Genomic DNA, 15,945 nt, shown 5'->3' on the forward strand with positions numbered 1-15,945 from the left:
CGCGGCTTTTCGGCGCCGAACAATAAAAATCGACAGGGAGCGCCTTGCATGAAAAACCTGAAAAACACCTTGGCCGCACTCGCCGCCGCCACTGCATTGGGGCTGGCCGGTACCGCTCAGGCCGGGGCGACGCTGGACGCGATTCAGAAGAAGGGCTTTATCCAGTGCGGCGTCAGCGACGGTCTGCCCGGCTTCGGCGTGCCGGACGCCCAGGGCAAGATGACTGGCATTGATGTGGATGTGTGCCACGCGGTGGCCGCCGCGCTGTTCGGCGACGCCTCGAAAGTGAAATTCAGCCAACTGACCGCCAAGGAACGCTTTACCGCGTTGCAGTCCGGGGAAATCGACCTGATCTCGCGCAACACCACCTGGACCAGCTCCCGTGATACCGGCATGGGCCTGGTGTTCACCGGGGTGACCTATTACGACGGCATCGGCTTTCTGGTGAACACCAAACTGGGGGTGAAACATGCCAAGGAGCTGGACGGCGCGACCCTGTGTATCCAGGCCGGTACTACCACTGAGCTGAATGTCTCGGATTACTTCCGCGCCAATGGCATGCAGTACACCCCCATCACCTTCGACACGGCCGATGAAAGTGCCAAGGGCCTGGAAGCCGGTCGTTGCGATGTGCTGACCACCGACCAGTCGGGCCTGTATGCCCAGCGGATCAAGATGGCGCACCCGGAGGAGTTCATCGTGCTGCCCGAGGTGATTTCCAAGGAACCTCTGGGTCCACTGGTGCGCAAGGGCGACGATGATTGGTTCAGCATCGTCAAGTGGACGCTGTTCGCCATGCTCAATGCCGAGGAAATGGGTATCACCTCGCAGAATGTCGAAGAGCAAGCCAAGACCACCAAGAATCCGGATATAGCACGGTTGCTGGGCGCCGACGGCGAGTACGGCAAGGACCTCAAGTTGCGCAAGGACTGGGTGGTGCAGATCGTCAAGCAAGTGGGCAACTACGGCGAAGTGTTCGAGCGCAATATCGGCCAGGACAGCGTGTTGAAAATCCCGCGCGGGCTGAATGCCTTGTGGAACAACGGCGGCATTCAGTACGCACCGCCGGTTCGCTAGCGGTTCAGGACGACACGGCGTTCTTGCCCGCCGCCTTGGACTGATACAGCGCCTGGTCCGCCCTGGCCATCAGGGTGGCGGGCGCCTCGTTATCCAGGCGCTGCACCACCCCGAGGCTCAAGGTCACCTTGAACTCACCGATGCTCGGTAAATCGAGGATTTCCTGGCGGATGCGTTCGGCCAACAGCCTCGCGGTTTCAACGCTGCTTTTGGGCAGGATCAGCATGAACTCGTCGCCACCCCAACGCGCCAGCAGATCGTCCTGGCCTACGCAGCGTTCCAGGCGTTCCACCACCTGCAACAGGGTGGCGTCACCCACGGCGTGACCGTGTCGGTCGTTGATCGGCTTGAAGTCGTCGATGTCCATGGCAATCAATGACAAGGGCAGGCGAAACCGTTGGGCGCGGTCACATTCTTCCAGCAGGACTTTTTCCAGGCGATAGCGATTGGCGATGCGGGTCAGGGTATCGCGTTCCGCCAGCGAGCGATTTTCGTCCAGTTGCAACTGCAGTTGCTGATTGACCCGGGACAATTCACGGGTGCGCTCGGCCACCAGCGCCTCCAGGGATTGGTTGCGTCGCTCGAGCTGTTCCAGCGAGCGTTTACGCGCCTGGATACTGCGGTGCGCGCCGACCATCCGTGACACTGAACCGTCGGCATTGCGCGCGATCACGTAGCCGCGATCTTCGATCCACAGCCAGGTGCCATCCTTCTTGCGGCAACGATACTCGGCTTGATAGTACGGGGTGTGGCGGTTGATGTAGTCGTCAAAGGCTTTCATCACGCGGGGATAATCGTCGGGATGAATCACGTTTTCCCAGGTGAAGACGCTATTTTCCAGGGAGTGATGGGCATAACCCAGCATGTCGTACCAGCCTGGATTGCGATAGACGAATCCGGTGTTGGCGTTCCAGTCCCAGATACCGTCACTGACCAGTTCCATGACGGCATGCAGCATGTCTGTATTGAGGTCGGAGCATTCGTTCTTCAACGGGCTACCGGATGTATCGTCCATCTGCGCGCTTCCTGCGAAGGTATTGGCCGGAAATGGCCAGTCAGGTGTTAACGCCGATACTCCGTGGCTGCGGTACTTTACAACGAGGTTTGGCAACAGAGAAAGAGCCTGCCGTTTCGAGGCAAAGTGCCATCATTCGCGGGCGAGGCGCTAACCGCGCCTACTGTGGCTCTACCATGCGGGTGCTGGGCGAACCGTCGGCATTGTGCTGATAAATGGCTTCGGGTTGACCCTGTTCGTTGAAGAACACCTGTCCGACGCCCGCACTGTTCCATAACCGCTCGCCGGCCTCGGCATGTTCCGGGGTATGTGGCACCACTTGCATGCGTCGCCGGCGTGTCAGCCAGTTCAGCGGCGAACGAGGCGAATAGAGCCAGCGATTCAGCCGGTCGAACCATTCGAGCAAGCTGCGGGGGAACTCGTTCTTGATGCCGCTGCTGGTGATCTGCCAGATATTCGGCCCGGCATCGCGATGGCGGATCAGCACTTCGTAGACAAATGAATAATGCACATCGCCCGACAGGATCACGTAGTTGCCCGGTGTGCGTGAGTGACGAAATATATTCAGGATCACTTGCGCCGCGCCACGATGGGCCATCCAGTTTTCGGCATCGACCAATAACGGATAACCGCACCAGCTGAAGACTTTCTGTATGGTTTCGATCAGCTTGACGCCGAAGATCGGCGCCGGTGAAACGATGATGGCCGACGGATGATCCAGCAGTTCGTGCTGCAACTCGCTCAAGGCTTCCCAGTCCAGCAGGCCGGACGGTTGCTTGAGCGTGAACTCGCTGCGCCAGCGCCGGGTACGGGTGTCGAGCACCACCAGGGCCGGCGAGGTTGGCAGTACGTAATGCCATTGCTGGAATTTCAGCAGCTCACTCAGCAGTTCGTCCTGGGCGGATGCGTCCAGGTGGTTGTCCCGCGTCTGGGCCGTGGTGGTCAGGGCCAGGGTTTTATTCAGCAGCGCTGCGAAGGCATCCGGGTTGTTCCCCCAGCCCTGGCAAAGCATGTAGGCCAGCAAGGCATTGCCGATGATGCGCTTGGAGAACGGGTTGCCGTAAGCGGTTGCTTCCCATTGCGCGCTGAGATTCCAGTCATCGGTGATGTCGTGGTCATCGAAAATCATCAGGCATGACACGTGGGCGAACACCCGGGCCACTCCATTCAGGCCGTCGCGGAACCGGTCCACTTGCAGCTGTTCTCGGGCATAGCGCGCCCGTTCTTCGTCGTCAAGACGAGGCGCTGTCGGGCAGATCAGTGTCCAGGGGGTTGGCGACCAGACCAGCAAGTACATCGCCATGACTTCGGCAAAGGTCACCAGATGATTGTCAGCCGTGCTACTGGTGAAAATCGGCTTCTTTACCCCACCAAAAAAACGCTCGCGCAAGGTCTCGTTGCTTTCCAGGGCAGGCAGCAGGTCGGCGCGATGGTAGTAGCTGGCCGGATGATCGTAGAGCCGGGTGCTGTCATCCACCACGGCGCCGTCCAGGTACTCATCGAACAGACCCAGGCGGGCGATCAATCCATGAATTGCCCGCAGCATCGGCCCCGCCACGTCGTCGGCATAGACCTGGTCGCCGCTCATCATCAGCAGCGCCGGACTGTGTTCGGGCGTGCGCGCCTCGGCCAGCACACGGTCGACACACAGCAGGCCTTCGTCGGCGTAATGGTGGGGTTTGCGGCAAGAACCGTGCATCAACTGACGGATACGACTGTGCAGGACAAAATCCGCGGTTTGGGCATTGCCGTACAGCAGATGAGGCGCCCATTCGGCGATGCCGGACGGTGTGCCGTTGGCTTGCGCGATCAGCAGGTCATAGCCAATCGACACATCGTGGGGCAGAGGACTTTGCAGTGCCACGTCGATCAGGTGGATAAACGCCGCGCGCCCTACGGGAACGACTTGGCAGCGTGTCGCGTCCAGATCGATTTCAAGCGTCTGTGGATTCTGCTCCTGGATCCAGCTCAGTTTCAGCGTCAATGCCAGGGGGCGGCTGCCCACCAGCCATAACACCAGGCGTCCCGGTTCGAGACGGCGCAGCAAAGGGCCGGCAAGTACGGCGGGCAACAGGTCGGGGTGCGGCATGAAGAATACGGCCCTGGGCAATAGCGGACTGGGTAGCGTAGCGCAGTGGATGTCAGTGTTTTGTCAAGGCATGCGTTCAAGCAACAGGGGAAATGTCCGGGCATTGCCCCTGTCGGGTTCATTTACAAGAGGTTGCCGCGCCCCAGGCTGTCCAGCGTACCACTGCCTTTTCGCCGGTCGTTGGCGGCCGTACCGCTGAAGTCGATGGTACGGGGTTGTTCTTCGATGCTGCGCTTTTTGCGCGTCGAGGCGGTCGAATCCACTTGCCAAGCGTTAGTGTGTGCACCTGAGCTGTTGATAGGGGTGAGCATGAGTAGTTCCTCGTTTGAGAAGGTTGGCCATAGTCATGGCCAGCGCAAATTACAACCCAGTCCTCCCGTGAACCATAAACGTCTTGCGTCAAATTATGATGTCGTATCGAGGCGGGTGGCCGAAGGCTCACCTTGGGCAATCAGCCAGCGCAGCACATCACTTACCGCTATGCGGTGCTGGCGCTCGATCCAGCGCACGCCTTGCGGGCTGTAATGTTCCACATAGCGGCTGAGTACCAATTGGTGTTGATCCGGCGACAACTGCAAGTGCGTTTCACGACACAGCAGAGCGCCGCTGCCGCGCCTGCGTACCTGACGCTGCAATAACAAGGAGTCGGCTTCAGAAGTCATCGCCGCGGCCCTCCGCGCAGCGGTTTGCTGACGACGTTGTCGCGCCTTCCTTGCCTTCCAGCACATAGGCGGCACGATGCTCGGCGACCACGTTACGCAAGGCACTGTAATAGTCGGGCAACTGATGAAGGCTGTCGGTCAATGGCAGCAATGACGCGCGGGTGTCCACGGTGCCTCCCACCCGATTGACGGTGCCCAGGGTTTGTACGGTGTCGCTGTCGCCCAATGGCGCCACCAGGAAGCCCAAGACCTTGCCGGCGGCATCCCGGCTGTTACTGGTACCCAGTAACGGCAGCTCGAGGATAGGTCCGTTGCCAATGCCCCACACACCGAAGGTCTGGCCGAAGTCGGCGGTGTGACGCGGGATGCCGATGGCCCCCGAGACATCCAGCACGCCCACCAGGCCCACGGTGGTGTTTAGCGCAAAACGTCCCAGCGTGTTGATGGAACGCAGCGGGTTTCCCTGCAACAGGTCATTGATAAAAACCTCGGGCTCGCCGAAGTTGCTGGAAAAGTTATGCACACCCTGCTGGAAGAACTCTGGCAGGTGTTGGTAGCCACGGGCCACAGGCGCCAAGGCATAGTCATCGACGGTGCGGTTAAACGCGAACACTCCGCGGTTGAGCGATTCGGCGGGATCGTAGACGGGGTAATCGACCTGTGCGCAACCTGTGGTGCTCGTCGCAGGCGCTGGGCTGGCACAGCCTGTCAGGTAAGACACGGTCAACAGCAGCACGGCCTGGCGCGCCAGGTGTCGGGGATACGTTTGCGCACGCATAAGCACAGTCTCCAAAAAAGGGAGGCTGATGCTGGCATTCGTGGTTTGCCCGAAGATGTCTGTTTTATTGCGCCTTTGACGCTTTATTGCACGATTGAAATATATGACGGGGCGTGCCGAATGGTTTTGAATGGCGCTTCGACCAACCCGAGTGATGCCCGCCGGTGAGCAACCTTTTGATTGTGGACGATGACCTCGAAGTCCTCGAACTGCTGAAGAAATTTTTCCTGCAACATGGCTACGCGGTACAGACCGCGGCCAATGGCGAGCAGCTGTGGGCGGCCTTGGAGCAACACACCGTCGACCTGATCATCCTTGACCTGATGCTGCCGGGGGACAACGGCCTGCTGCTGTGCCAGCGCCTGCGCCAACGCTACGCGACACCGGTGATCATGCTGACGGCCATGGGCGAACTCAGCGATCGGGTGGTGGGCCTGGAGATGGGCGCCGATGATTACCTGAGCAAACCCTTCGACGCCCGCGAGTTGCTGGCTCGGGTGCGCGCGGTGTTACGGCGTGCCGGTGAGGGCGCGGCGGCGCTCGGCGATCATTCACGGCCGCTGATCCGCTTCGCCGGCTGGCAACTGGACTTGACCCGCCGCGAACTGCGCTCGCCGGACCAGGTGATGATTCCCTTGTCCACTGGCGAGTTCGATCTGTTGCTGGTGTTCGTCGAACACCCACAGCACGTACTGACCCGCGAGCAGTTGCTGAACCTGGCGCGGGGCCACAGCCATGACGCGTTCGACCGCAGTATCGACGTGCAGGTCAGCCGCCTGCGCCGCAAGCTGGAGTTCGACACCAAGCGCCCGGCGATGATTCGCACCGTGCGCAATGGCGGCTATCAGTTCACCGCCAGCGTGACCCGCTCATGACTCGTCCGCGCGACACCGTGGCCCGCTGGATCGCCCTGACCATCGTGATCGCGATGCTCACCGCCCTGGCATTCAACACCCTGTTTGGTCAGCTCGCGGGCGTTTGGGCGCGGCCGCCCTTGAGCGAGATTGGTCTTCTGGACAGAGTGGCGGTGGTGGTGCGGATGATTGAAGCGGCGGAGCCGGCCCAGCGCCCGAACCTGGCCCGGACGGCCGGCGATAGTGGCTTCAGCGTGGAGTGGGCGGTCAATCCCGAGCGCTTCGGCTTGCCGGTGGTCGAGGACGACGATTTCTACTCGGGACAAGAAGATTTCGTGGATCTACTGAAATGGCCACAGCGCCGGGTCGAGGGCTTTGAACCCTCAGACTGGCCCGATTCCGCCGGGCATTACGCGTTGCTGGTGGAACTGACCGACCATTCGTGGCTGGTGTTCAGCGCCACCTCGCGCAGTTGGGGCCTGGCCGAGGGACCGCGCAGTGCGATCGTGCTGGTGATGGTGCTGATTTCCACGGCGCTGGTCACACTGGTTGCGACGCGCCGCCTGGCCCGGCCGCTGCAACATTTCGCCCAGGGCGTCCGGCGTTTCGGTGCCGACTTTCGGGCGCCGCCCATCGAGCCGGTCGGCCCGCACGAAATCCGCCAGGCGATCCTCGCGTTCAATGGCATGCAGGCTCAGTTGCAGCACTTCATTCAGGACCGAACCCAGATGCTCGCGGCCATTTCCCATGATTTGCGTGCGCCCTTGACGCGCCTGCGACTGCGCGGCGAATTCATTGAAGACGGTGATCAGCAGCAGAAACTGTTCCGCGACGTCGACGAAATGCAAGGGATGATCAACAGCGCCCTGGCGTTCTTTCGCGACGATGCACGTCTGGAGCAGGCTACCCAACTGGACCTGGCCGAACTCCTGCAAACCCTGGTGGACGACTACCGCGACCAGTCCATCGACATCACGTTCAGCGGCCCGCCGCGGCTGGTGTATTTCGGTCGGCCCCTGGGGCTCAAGCGCGTCATGACCAACCTGATGGAAAACGCGGTGCATTATGCGCAGGCTCCCGAGGTTGAACTGCAGCAGCGCGCCGGGCAGGTGGTGATTCGTGTGTTGGACCGTGGGCCGGGCATTCCTGCGCGGCTCCACGAACAGGTATTCCTGCCATTTTTCCGTCTGGAAGGTTCACGCAACAAAAGTACCGGCGGCGTCGGCTTGGGGCTCTCCAGCGCGCGGGCGATTGTCCTCGAGCATGGCGGCACCCTGACGTTGCTGGAGCGCCCTGGCGGCGGGCTGGAGGCGCTGGTGGTATTGCCGGTGTAAGCGTTGCCTCAGGTGCCTGGGGCCAGCATCACCCTGGGCACGGTAAAGCGGAATTCACTGCCGCGGCCCAGCTCACTCTCGGCCTCAATTCGCCCACCGTGGGCCTTGACGATGCCTTGGGTGATGTACAGGCCGAGACCGGTGCCGGAGGGATTGTTTTCGGCCTGGGTCCAGTAGCGATCAAACACGTGGGGCAACTGATCAGGGGCGATACCTTCCCCGGAATCACGCACCGAAAAGACAATCTCCTGGTCATTGCCCATGGCCGAAATTCCCACATTGCCCAGGCGCGGGGTGAATTTGATGGCGTTGCCGATCAGGTTCGACAGCACCTGAAACAAACGCTCCGGATCGGCGTTGATCCGCAGGCCAGGCTCGGCGTGGAACGACAGGTCGATACTTTTTTCGAGTGCCAGCGGCGCCAGCAAGGAGCAGGCTTCTTCGAAGATCTGGCTGACGTCCAGCGGCACCGGTTTGACGGTGTAGCGACCGGCTTCAATCTTCGAGGTGTCGAGCAAGTCTTCCAGTAGCACGTTCATGCGCGCAGCGGCTTGCTGCATGGTGTCGATGGCCGAGGAAATGCGTCGTGAAGAGTGGGACCCATCGGAGCTGAAGGCCTTTTGCATCATGCCGCAGAGCATGGAAATCACGGTCATCGGGTTACGCAGGTCGTGGGACACCACCGCCACCAACTCGTCGCGGGCACGCACCGCTTGCTGTTCGCGCTGGACCTGACGCGCCAGGTCGTTCTCCAGGGCCGAACGCCGCAGATCATTGGCGGCAAAGCGGTCGCCGTGGCTCCACCGGGTGGAGATACCGGTCATTTCCACTTTCCAGATTTCAAACGATGTGCGTGGGCGAAGGCGCATGCCTGCGTCCGAGCTTTGAAGGTCCAGAGGTTTCTTGGGATCGCCGCTCCAGTTGATACTCTCGCTCACTTCCGGGCGAAACCACAGCACGCCATTGTCCACCGGCTTGGGCAGGCTCATGGCCAATACGCCGCTGGCCACGTGTTGATAGTGCGCCGCGGGCGGGTAGACCGATGACAGGTTGTGGCTGGCGAATACCGGTTGCCCGGTCTCCTGCAACCATGTGTGCAAGGCACGGATCTGCTCCGGGTCCGGGCAGTTGCCGTAGCAGTGCAATTGCTTGTCTTCGATGATCGCCACGCCGCTGGCCTGCACCAGGTCCATCAGCACCTGCGGGCAACGGGTCAGGCCCTCGAACACGTTTTGCGCCGAGGCGATCATTGCCTGGTTGAGCAGCGACAGCGCCGCGACTTTTTCCTCGCGCTGATGGCTGATGTCCAGGGCTTCCATGGCGCTGATTTGCAAGGACAACACCTGGCCGATGCTCTGGCAGACAGTACGCAGCTGGTGGGGGATGTGCAGCGGCTGGCGATTGCCGCAACTGATCAGCCCCCACAGTTTGTCGCCTTTCATCAACGAAATGCTCATGGACGACAACACGCCCATGCTCTTCATGTATTGGCAGTGGATCGGCGACACACTGCGCAACGTGGCGAAAGTCAGGTCCAGCGGCTGGTCGGTATCCGGGCGCAGTTTGGGCACCAGCGGCACGGGTTGGTAGTCAGCGTTGGGGATGATTCGCAGCCAGTTGCTGCGGTACAGCTCGCGGGCTTGCTCTGGAATGTCGGAGGCTGGGAAGAACAGGCCATTGAACAGTTCCATGGAGGGGGCGGACGCTTCGGCGATGACCTGGCCGTGGCCTTCTTCCTCGAAGCGATAAATCAGCACCCGGTCGTAACCGGTCATCGCCTGAATTTCAGTGACGCTGATTTCGTACAAGGCCTGCAGAGTTTTCGCTGACTGCAAGCGTTGCAGCATCTTGCTCAGGTTGCTGGTTCGGCCGTTGAGGAGATTGGGCTGGAAATGCGTGAGGAGAGGCTCGAATTCCAGCACCAGCACGCCTTGGTGGCGGTGCAGCAAGCCTTCGAACGCGCTGCCGTTCAGGGTGATATGCAGCGCGGGTGCGTCGATGAAAGTGTCCTGCCGGGGCATCTGGAGAACGGCTTCGGCGTGTTCGGTGCCGATCAGCGTGTGCAGCGGCTGGCCCAACAGGGCGTCGGGCTGCCGATTGAACAGTTCGGCCACGTTGGCGCTGACTTGTACGATATGCAGGTCGGGTTCCGACAGCGTCAGCAATACACCATGGGGCTGGATCGCACCGGGAAACCGGATGGGCTCGTCGGCACAGTTGGCGAGCAGCTCTTCAAAATCTTCAGGTTTCATAGCAATACCTCCTGGCTGTCGAGCCATTGCTCAAAACAGCTGAATGTCGAGCGCGCCGCATCCACGGCATGTTGGCGGCCTTGGGTGTCCAGGGGGACATCAGCCAGATAGTCGAGAAAGTTCTTCCAGCGCCGGCCTGTTTCGGTGCCATAGACATTCAGAAAGGCGCCGCCATTGTCGGCATCCAGCGCCAGTCGTCGGGCCATTTCACGCTGCAGTATTTGGCCGCCAAGGGTGGCGCCTTCCAGCACGTACAGCGCGCCCAGGCAGGCGCCCGGTGTGTCGAGGTGCGGCAGTGACGGGCATTGGGGCAGGGCGGATATCGCTTCATCGCTCAAGCCGAGAGCGTTGAGGTCGTGGCGCAATGTCGGGGTTTTCGCCCGTAAGGCCTGGTCGAATCCGAGCGGGATCAAGCCGCCGTCGTGTAGCCTCGCCTCCATTGGGCGGTAGAAACCGTAGTAAGCCTGGAGCACGCGTTGATACCCGTCGACATTCAACCGCGGCGCAAAGAACGGCAGGCGCTTTTCCAGGGCAACGTGTAGCAGGGCGGTGCCTGAGCGCAAGGCATTCAGCAAGGAGGGCACACCAACGTCAGGGGCCTGTGAGTGCATTCAATAAGCTCGAACTTAAGGCCAGGACGGGACGTGGCTGACGCGTTAATGGGGTGTGAGCGACGATTCTACACAACCCATTGCCCTTGTCTGGGGGTAAGTAGTGATAAAGCTGACCGCATGATCAGAAAGTTCCTAGGTTGTTAAAAACAGACCTCCGCACCTGGTGCGAAGTTCGATTGCGGTGATGTCGCGACGCCATTAATGCACGGATTGTCCTTCCTCCAATGCCGCTTGCACATAATCAAGCAGGCGCTCAGTGCTCCACGGTTTGGGCAGAAACTTCACATTGCCACCCAACTGCGCGGCCATCCCTGTATTGCCGGACGTCAGCACCACCGGTAATGCAGGCCAGCGGTGAGCTACTATCCGGCTCAAGTCATAACCGTTGAGCAGACCGGGCATCTGGATATCGCTGACAATCAAATCCACAGGATCGCTGGCCCGCTCCAGAAAAATCATCCCTTCATCCGCCGACGGGAAGGAAGTGACCACCGCGCCGAACTCTTCCAGCACTTCTACCATCAGCGCGCGAATGATCGCGTCGTCTTCCAGTACCAATATTGATGGCTGAGCCATAAGTCCTACCCCTCCATCCGGGTTCAGTAAGGTGGAGTGGGCGACGGAGAGATAGGTTCGATCGGATATTTCGTATTCGATGGGTGGTCATTCGCCAAGTCAGGGAGTAGACACGTGGCGATGCTGGATTTGAGAATCGCGTTCAGGATGAGCGCGTTGTTTCCTGATGCAATTCTATCGGGCCCGCTTAAAAGCGCTCATCTTTCAACGCAGGTAATGTCAGCTCCTTGACGAAGCTGGACGAAGACAAGCTCAGGATCATACGCACTACCTGCACCACGTCATGCACCGGGATCAGTTGACCGTCGCCGCGCAGTTCTGCTTCGTGTCGGGGTGTACTTAGCGGATCTTGCGTATTCAGGTAGCCCAGATTCAGGCACGTCACCCCCAGTCCTTGATGCCGATAACCTTCACGCAATGTATCGGCCATGCCCCGCAAGGCAAACTTGGTGGCGCCGAATGTTACTTCCGGCCGCCCGCTCTGAGGCAAGCCGGACGTCGAACCGGTCAAGATAATGCGCGGGTTCGCACTCTTCAACAGTGGTTCAAGCAGCCGTTTGATCAGCAACAGAGGCGCGGTGATGTTGCAACTAACGATGGCTTCTACCTGAGCGTCGTCATCTTTCAGGAAGCTGTATGCTTCCTCAAAAGCCCGTTCCTCCCAAATGCCCAGGTTATAGATCAATGTGTCCAGACCTTCTCCGGCCATTGCCTGTTCGATGATCTGTGCGGCCTGGGCTGGCTGGCCAAGGTCGGCTTCTACCCAGGAGACTTTTGCACCGGTGCTTGACGTCAGGTCCGCGGGATGGCTGCGAGAGACGCCGATCAAGGTATCACCTGGCCCACCCAACCCTTCCATCAACGCTCTACCCAATCCTTTGCTTGCACCGACCACCAGGGTTTTCATCGCTTGGCTCCTGCACCGACATGTTGACGAAAGTGAGCATACAAGCAGAGGGGGGGGATGAAGGCAATTGAGTGCCTGTGTCTGAATGTTAAACTCTGGTGGATCTATGCTTCCAGGTCGTCTCATGTCCATTGTTATCCGGCTTGCCGTCCCTCGCGATGCGGCGCTGCTGCCCGCAATAGAACGCTCCGCCGCCCAGGCCTTCCGTCGAATCGAGGGGTTGCACTGGCTCGCCGAAGCAGAGGTCATGGCGCTAGAACAGCATCGGCGACTGATTGCGCTTTCCACCTGCTGGGTCGCGATGGACGCGCGCAATCAACGGGTGGGATTCCTCAGCGCGCAACGGTATGGCGATGATCTCCATATCCACGAACTGTCGGTCAAACAGTCCATGCAGGGGCAGGGCGTGGGGCGGCGGTTGCTCGAAACGGTGATGAACGAAGCGATATCCCAACGGCTGCGGGCGGTGACCTTGACCACGTTTAGTGAAGTGCCCTGGAACGCGCCGTTCTACCAGCGCCTGGGGTTTGAGCAGGATGCGTTGGCGAAGTCGGACCCGCGCCTGGCCACGCTTCTGCGTGATGAATACCTCTATGGTTTTGCGCCGGGAAGCCGCTGTGCCATGGTGTGGCGAGTGCCGGCCTAATCACCGAGCAGTGTTCTTTCCATTCAAGGATTTCTATGTTCAAGCGCAATCCCCTTGTTCCTGAACTCACGGTGACAGCCCTTGGCACCAGCCTGAGTTTCTGGGTTACCCAGTTGGGTTTTGACATCGCCTATCAACGTATCGAAGAGGGATTTGCCTACCTCGACTTGCAAGGCGCGCACATCATGCTGGAGCAATACGATTCTCAGGCCGGCCAATGGCTCACCGGCCCCCTCGAAAAACCACTGGGGCGAGGCATCAACCTGCAAGTCGATGTGCCTGCCGTAGCGCCGATCCTGCAACGATTGAAAGTGGCCGGTTGGCCGCTGTTTCGCGACGTTGAAGACGTCTGGTATCGGGCAAATGAGGTAGAGGTAGGGCAGCGACAGTTTTTGCTGCAGGATCCGGATGGCTATCTGGTTCGTCTGGTGGAGCGGTTGGGTGAGCGGCCTTGTGAACAGGCATAATTGCCGCCTGCCCACACCATCGTTGCCGAGAGCTATTCCATGAAGCGCGCCGCGTTACTGACCCTTGCCCTGACCCTTGGCGCTTTCCACAGCGCCCAGGCATTCGCCGCCGGTGACATTGAAGCCGGCGCAAAACTGTTCAGCAAGACCTGTGGCGGATGCCACAGCGTTGGGCTGAATGCTCGTGGCGGTTTCGGGCCACAGCTGAACGGCATTATCGATCGTCCGGCCGGGAGCACAATGGACTACCAGTACTCCGACGCGATGAAAAATTCGGGCGTGGTGTGGACGCGGGAAAAACTCGCGGCCTATATCGAGAATCCGAAGAAAGTGGTGAGCGGCACGCGGATGATTTTCTGGGGCATCAGCGATCAGGAAAAGATTGAAAACTTGCTGGCTTATCTTGAGACCTTTCAGCAACAGTAATCAGCTTTGTTCGATGGTCTGTGTGGGAATGGTCAGCAGATCAACAAAGCCTGAGTTCATCGGTATGTCACGGGCTGATTATCCCGCATCCGGGCTGATGAGCGCTTGCTCCACCAGCGCCCCCGACAAGCCCGTTCGCCACAACAACCCTATCTGCTGGGATTTAAGCGTTGAGGCAACAGGCATCGGCCAAGGTTTTCTCGGCAAAGCCTGAATTGCTCACAGAGCGGTGATGGCATCCCAGAGCGCATCCCAGTTCTGGCCGTATCAGTCGGAAAAACCGAGCACGGCGCTCAGGATGGAGTGGAGTTGGTTGGACGCCGTTACGTGGCTCAAGTCGATGTTTACCAAGGGGGCTCTGGCCATGGTTAACGTTTCCAATCTATTACGAACATGAATTTTGCGGTTGTGGGTGGGAGTAGAGCTTCAGCCCCCAAATGTCCTCGTGGCCAATAAATACTACGATGATTTGCCTGGCGGCTTGCGAATTGGCCGATTGACGTGGTTGAGCAGTTTTAGGGGCGGGCGCAAGGGTGATGTGTCTGTGCATTCCTGCAATCAACATCTACACGTCAGTAGGATCCTTCTGATTTTCATCAGCTCGCGAAGGTAACCTCCATCGAATGTGAGCCGTTTGTTACGGTACGCGAGGACAAAAAAACGCTAAGGAGAAGCGCAATGCTCACATTTAATAGGTTATGGAAAAACCATCCGGAAATTTTTGGAGACGCTGCGCCGTGCAGGACCAATGGAGCCAAAAATTTCAGTGATCAACGCTATCAACCTAGGGGTAGCCATGCTCAGAGCCGGTGCCGATCTCGGTAGATTAAAAGGTGTGCGTTATGGTTGGCACCATCCAAAAAGTGAAAGCCACATTCTGGCTGCAGAGGAAATGGCTAAAGCCTTGTCTTAAGTCTGATACGCATCCCCGGTGTGCAGCCGGTGAGGAAAATAAAGCTCGATAACTTCTCAGAAGCCCTGTCAGGACAACAAGGCATCATTTTCTTCAAAGACTTCTGGCGCCGAGGGGATGAAACTTTCGGTAACCGCAGTGGCGACCATATCGATCTGTGGAATGGGCGTAGGTTGACGACTGGTTGAGCTATCCTCGTATTCAATTGGGCTTCTCGATTGAAGGCACATTCTCTGACTATCACGAGTCGAGGGAAATCTGGTTTTGGAAGGTTTTATGAGCATTGTCAAAGGGATGCTTTTTGTCATTTTTGTGGTTGTTTTAGCGGCGGCCGCATTCAACGGCGTGTATGTGGCAATTTCTGTTTATTTTGGACCGTTTTACGAGGGAGATGCGGACCAGAGTCGCAATTTTGCGATTTGGTTGTTGAGGAATGCGGTGGTTATCCTCATTTTGGCCGTGACGGGTGTGGTTTCGTATCGTAGACAGCTGCGCAGAGGGCAGGTGTGAAACCTTTGCTCTGTGGGAATGTTGTTCAGTTTCCAAGGTCGGTGGACACGGTTTTGCCGTTTGATGGTGTTCAAGCGGCTGCGTGATGAGGACAGTCAAAAGATGATGGAAAGGTTGATGCAGCAAGCGCAGGGGATGCCAGTGATCACATATGAACTCGCTTGGGGGCGGCGGATTATTCATCCCTCACTCCGGCCTCAACGGCCGCTCCGTAGCCGGCGTGCAAAAGCGCGTTTCTTATTTGGCGCGCAGTAACACTTATCCAGTCAACGGCACTCCCGGGGCTCTGGCTGGCATGAGGACTGCCTGCGGCGCGACTCTCATCGCCCAGTGGCTCTCATGATGCGATCCATCGCTGACACGTTCCGCTGCGCCTTCGTCATCAGCGACGTGCAACGAATCCAGCAAGTCATCCATTTGCTGGAAGCCCTTTTATTGCGTTAACGGCTGCGCGTCGATTCGCTGTTTTGCGTAATAACCAGCGCACTAGCGATCCGAGAAAAATGAACCTGAGGTGCAACTAAAAGAAACATCCCACAACACACGCGGAAAGTGTGAAGGCGACAGCCAGATAGTGCCTCTCTAAAGTTCAAGCTCTTTAAACCTGCCACTATGGATCGCCCGCAGGAGTTGCCATGCCTCATCCGCGTGATGTGCGCTTTGCCTTCAGTTCAACCGCCCACATCAACTTCGATGTCGTCTCGTTTGAACTGACCGAGGGGCTTTGCGAACTGTATTGCCTGACGATTGACTTGGTCAGTACCTCGGCCGATGCCAACTTCGCGCAACTGCTGGATCAACCCGCAACACTGACGATCTGGCAAA

The 15,945-nt window shown here is 58.9% G+C and carries 19 protein-coding genes and 1 pseudogene; 11 read left to right on the top strand and 9 right to left on the bottom strand.

Annotated features, from left to right (window positions below):
• Positions 1-48 precede the first annotated feature (48 nt).
• Positions 49-1,077, top strand: a complete 1,029-nt coding sequence (locus AC6CIA_RS19140) for an amino acid ABC transporter substrate-binding protein (protein WP_498314231.1) — start codon at positions 49-51, stop codon at positions 1,075-1,077.
• Positions 1,078-1,081: 4 nt separating this feature from the next.
• Here the strand turns inward: AC6CIA_RS19140 and AC6CIA_RS19145 are convergent, their stop codons facing one another.
• The 5 genes from AC6CIA_RS19145 to AC6CIA_RS19165 all read right to left on the bottom strand — a co-directional run bounded on the left by AC6CIA_RS19145 (position 1,082) and on the right by AC6CIA_RS19165 (position 5,621).
• Entirely contained in the window at positions 1,082-2,092 is a 1,011-nt protein-coding gene (locus AC6CIA_RS19145) for a diguanylate cyclase domain-containing protein (RefSeq protein WP_498314232.1), read from the bottom strand.
• Between the two features lie 160 nt (positions 2,093-2,252).
• The gene (locus AC6CIA_RS19150) at positions 2,253-4,181 is read right to left on the bottom strand and encodes an alkaline phosphatase D family protein (RefSeq protein WP_498314234.1); all 1,929 of its coding nucleotides are present in this window, start codon (positions 4,179-4,181) and stop codon (positions 2,253-2,255) included.
• Positions 4,182-4,303: 122 nt separating this feature from the next.
• The gene (locus AC6CIA_RS19155; RefSeq protein ID WP_498314236.1) at positions 4,304-4,492 is read right to left on the bottom strand and encodes a hypothetical protein; all 189 of its coding nucleotides are present in this window, start codon (positions 4,490-4,492) and stop codon (positions 4,304-4,306) included.
• 93 nt (positions 4,493-4,585) lie between these two features.
• Positions 4,586-4,843, bottom strand: a complete 258-nt coding sequence (locus AC6CIA_RS19160; protein ID WP_498314237.1) for a hypothetical protein — start codon at positions 4,841-4,843, stop codon at positions 4,586-4,588.
• Positions 4,833-5,621, bottom strand: coding sequence for an MlaA family lipoprotein (locus tag AC6CIA_RS19165; protein WP_498314239.1), 789 nt, complete (start codon positions 5,619-5,621; stop codon positions 4,833-4,835). Before AC6CIA_RS19165 ends, AC6CIA_RS19160 begins: the two co-directional genes overlap by 11 nt.
• Positions 5,622-5,785: 164 nt before the next feature.
• On the opposite strand from AC6CIA_RS19165, the gene AC6CIA_RS19170 reads away from it, so the two are divergent.
• Together AC6CIA_RS19170 and AC6CIA_RS19175 are read left to right on the top strand one after the other, a co-directional pair.
• Positions 5,786-6,496 carry a response regulator gene (locus AC6CIA_RS19170; protein ID WP_498314241.1) on the top strand — a complete coding sequence of 237 codons (711 nt, stop codon included), beginning with the start codon at positions 5,786-5,788 and terminating at the stop codon, positions 6,494-6,496.
• Positions 6,493-7,809, top strand: coding sequence for a sensor histidine kinase (locus AC6CIA_RS19175; RefSeq protein ID WP_498314243.1), 1,317 nt, complete (start codon positions 6,493-6,495; stop codon positions 7,807-7,809). Before AC6CIA_RS19170 ends, AC6CIA_RS19175 begins: the two co-directional genes overlap by 4 nt.
• An 8-nt stretch (positions 7,810-7,817) precedes the next feature.
• On the opposite strand, the gene AC6CIA_RS19180 is transcribed toward AC6CIA_RS19175, so the two are convergent.
• The 4 genes from AC6CIA_RS19180 to AC6CIA_RS19195 all read right to left on the bottom strand — a co-directional run bounded on the left by AC6CIA_RS19180 (position 7,818) and on the right by AC6CIA_RS19195 (position 12,158).
• Complete coding sequence (locus AC6CIA_RS19180; protein ID WP_498314246.1) at positions 7,818-10,061, bottom strand: ATP-binding protein; 2,244 nt, start codon at positions 10,059-10,061, stop codon at positions 7,818-7,820.
• Positions 10,058-10,672 (bottom strand): biliverdin-producing heme oxygenase, encoded by a 615-nt coding sequence (locus tag AC6CIA_RS19185; RefSeq protein WP_498314248.1) that lies wholly within the window; start codon positions 10,670-10,672, stop codon positions 10,058-10,060. Before AC6CIA_RS19185 ends, AC6CIA_RS19180 begins: the two co-directional genes overlap by 4 nt.
• Before the next feature lie 201 nt (positions 10,673-10,873).
• Complete coding sequence (locus AC6CIA_RS19190) at positions 10,874-11,251, bottom strand: response regulator (RefSeq protein WP_498314250.1); 378 nt, start codon at positions 11,249-11,251, stop codon at positions 10,874-10,876.
• A gap of 187 nt (positions 11,252-11,438) precedes the next feature.
• Complete coding sequence (locus AC6CIA_RS19195) at positions 11,439-12,158, bottom strand: SDR family NAD(P)-dependent oxidoreductase (protein ID WP_498314252.1); 720 nt, start codon at positions 12,156-12,158, stop codon at positions 11,439-11,441.
• 124 nt (positions 12,159-12,282) lie between these two features.
• On the opposite strand from AC6CIA_RS19195, the gene AC6CIA_RS19200 reads away from it, so the two are divergent.
• The 8 genes and pseudogenes from AC6CIA_RS19200 to AC6CIA_RS19235 all read left to right on the top strand — a co-directional run.
• Positions 12,283-12,804, top strand: coding sequence for a GNAT family N-acetyltransferase (locus AC6CIA_RS19200; protein WP_498314254.1), 522 nt, complete (start codon positions 12,283-12,285; stop codon positions 12,802-12,804).
• Between the two features lie 35 nt (positions 12,805-12,839).
• Positions 12,840-13,271 carry a bleomycin resistance protein gene (locus AC6CIA_RS19205; RefSeq protein ID WP_498314256.1) on the top strand — a complete coding sequence of 144 codons (432 nt, stop codon included), beginning with the start codon at positions 12,840-12,842 and terminating at the stop codon, positions 13,269-13,271.
• A 39-nt stretch (positions 13,272-13,310) separates the two neighbouring features.
• Positions 13,311-13,697, top strand: coding sequence for a c-type cytochrome (locus AC6CIA_RS19210; protein ID WP_498314258.1), 387 nt, complete (start codon positions 13,311-13,313; stop codon positions 13,695-13,697).
• A 721-nt stretch (positions 13,698-14,418) separates the two neighbouring features.
• Entirely contained in the window at positions 14,419-14,610 is a 192-nt protein-coding gene (locus AC6CIA_RS19215) for a hypothetical protein (RefSeq protein ID WP_498314260.1), read from the top strand.
• 29 nt (positions 14,611-14,639) lie between these two features.
• A complete protein-coding gene (locus AC6CIA_RS19220) occupies positions 14,640-14,798 on the top strand; it encodes a T6SS effector amidase Tae4 family protein (RefSeq protein ID WP_498314262.1) in 159 nt (52 codons plus the stop codon).
• Between the two features lie 88 nt (positions 14,799-14,886).
• Complete coding sequence (locus AC6CIA_RS19225) at positions 14,887-15,120, top strand: hypothetical protein (RefSeq protein WP_498314264.1); 234 nt, start codon at positions 14,887-14,889, stop codon at positions 15,118-15,120.
• A 151-nt stretch (positions 15,121-15,271) separates the two neighbouring features.
• Positions 15,272-15,463: a PAAR domain-containing protein gene (locus AC6CIA_RS19230; protein ID WP_498314266.1), complete on the top strand. Its 192-nt coding sequence runs from the start codon at positions 15,272-15,274 to the stop codon at positions 15,461-15,463.
• Between the two features lie 292 nt (positions 15,464-15,755).
• Positions 15,756-15,945, top strand: a pseudogene (locus AC6CIA_RS19235) (type VI secretion system tip protein TssI/VgrG); the annotation flags it as partial.

Source organism: Pseudomonas sp. GQ91 (assembly GCF_059758795.1).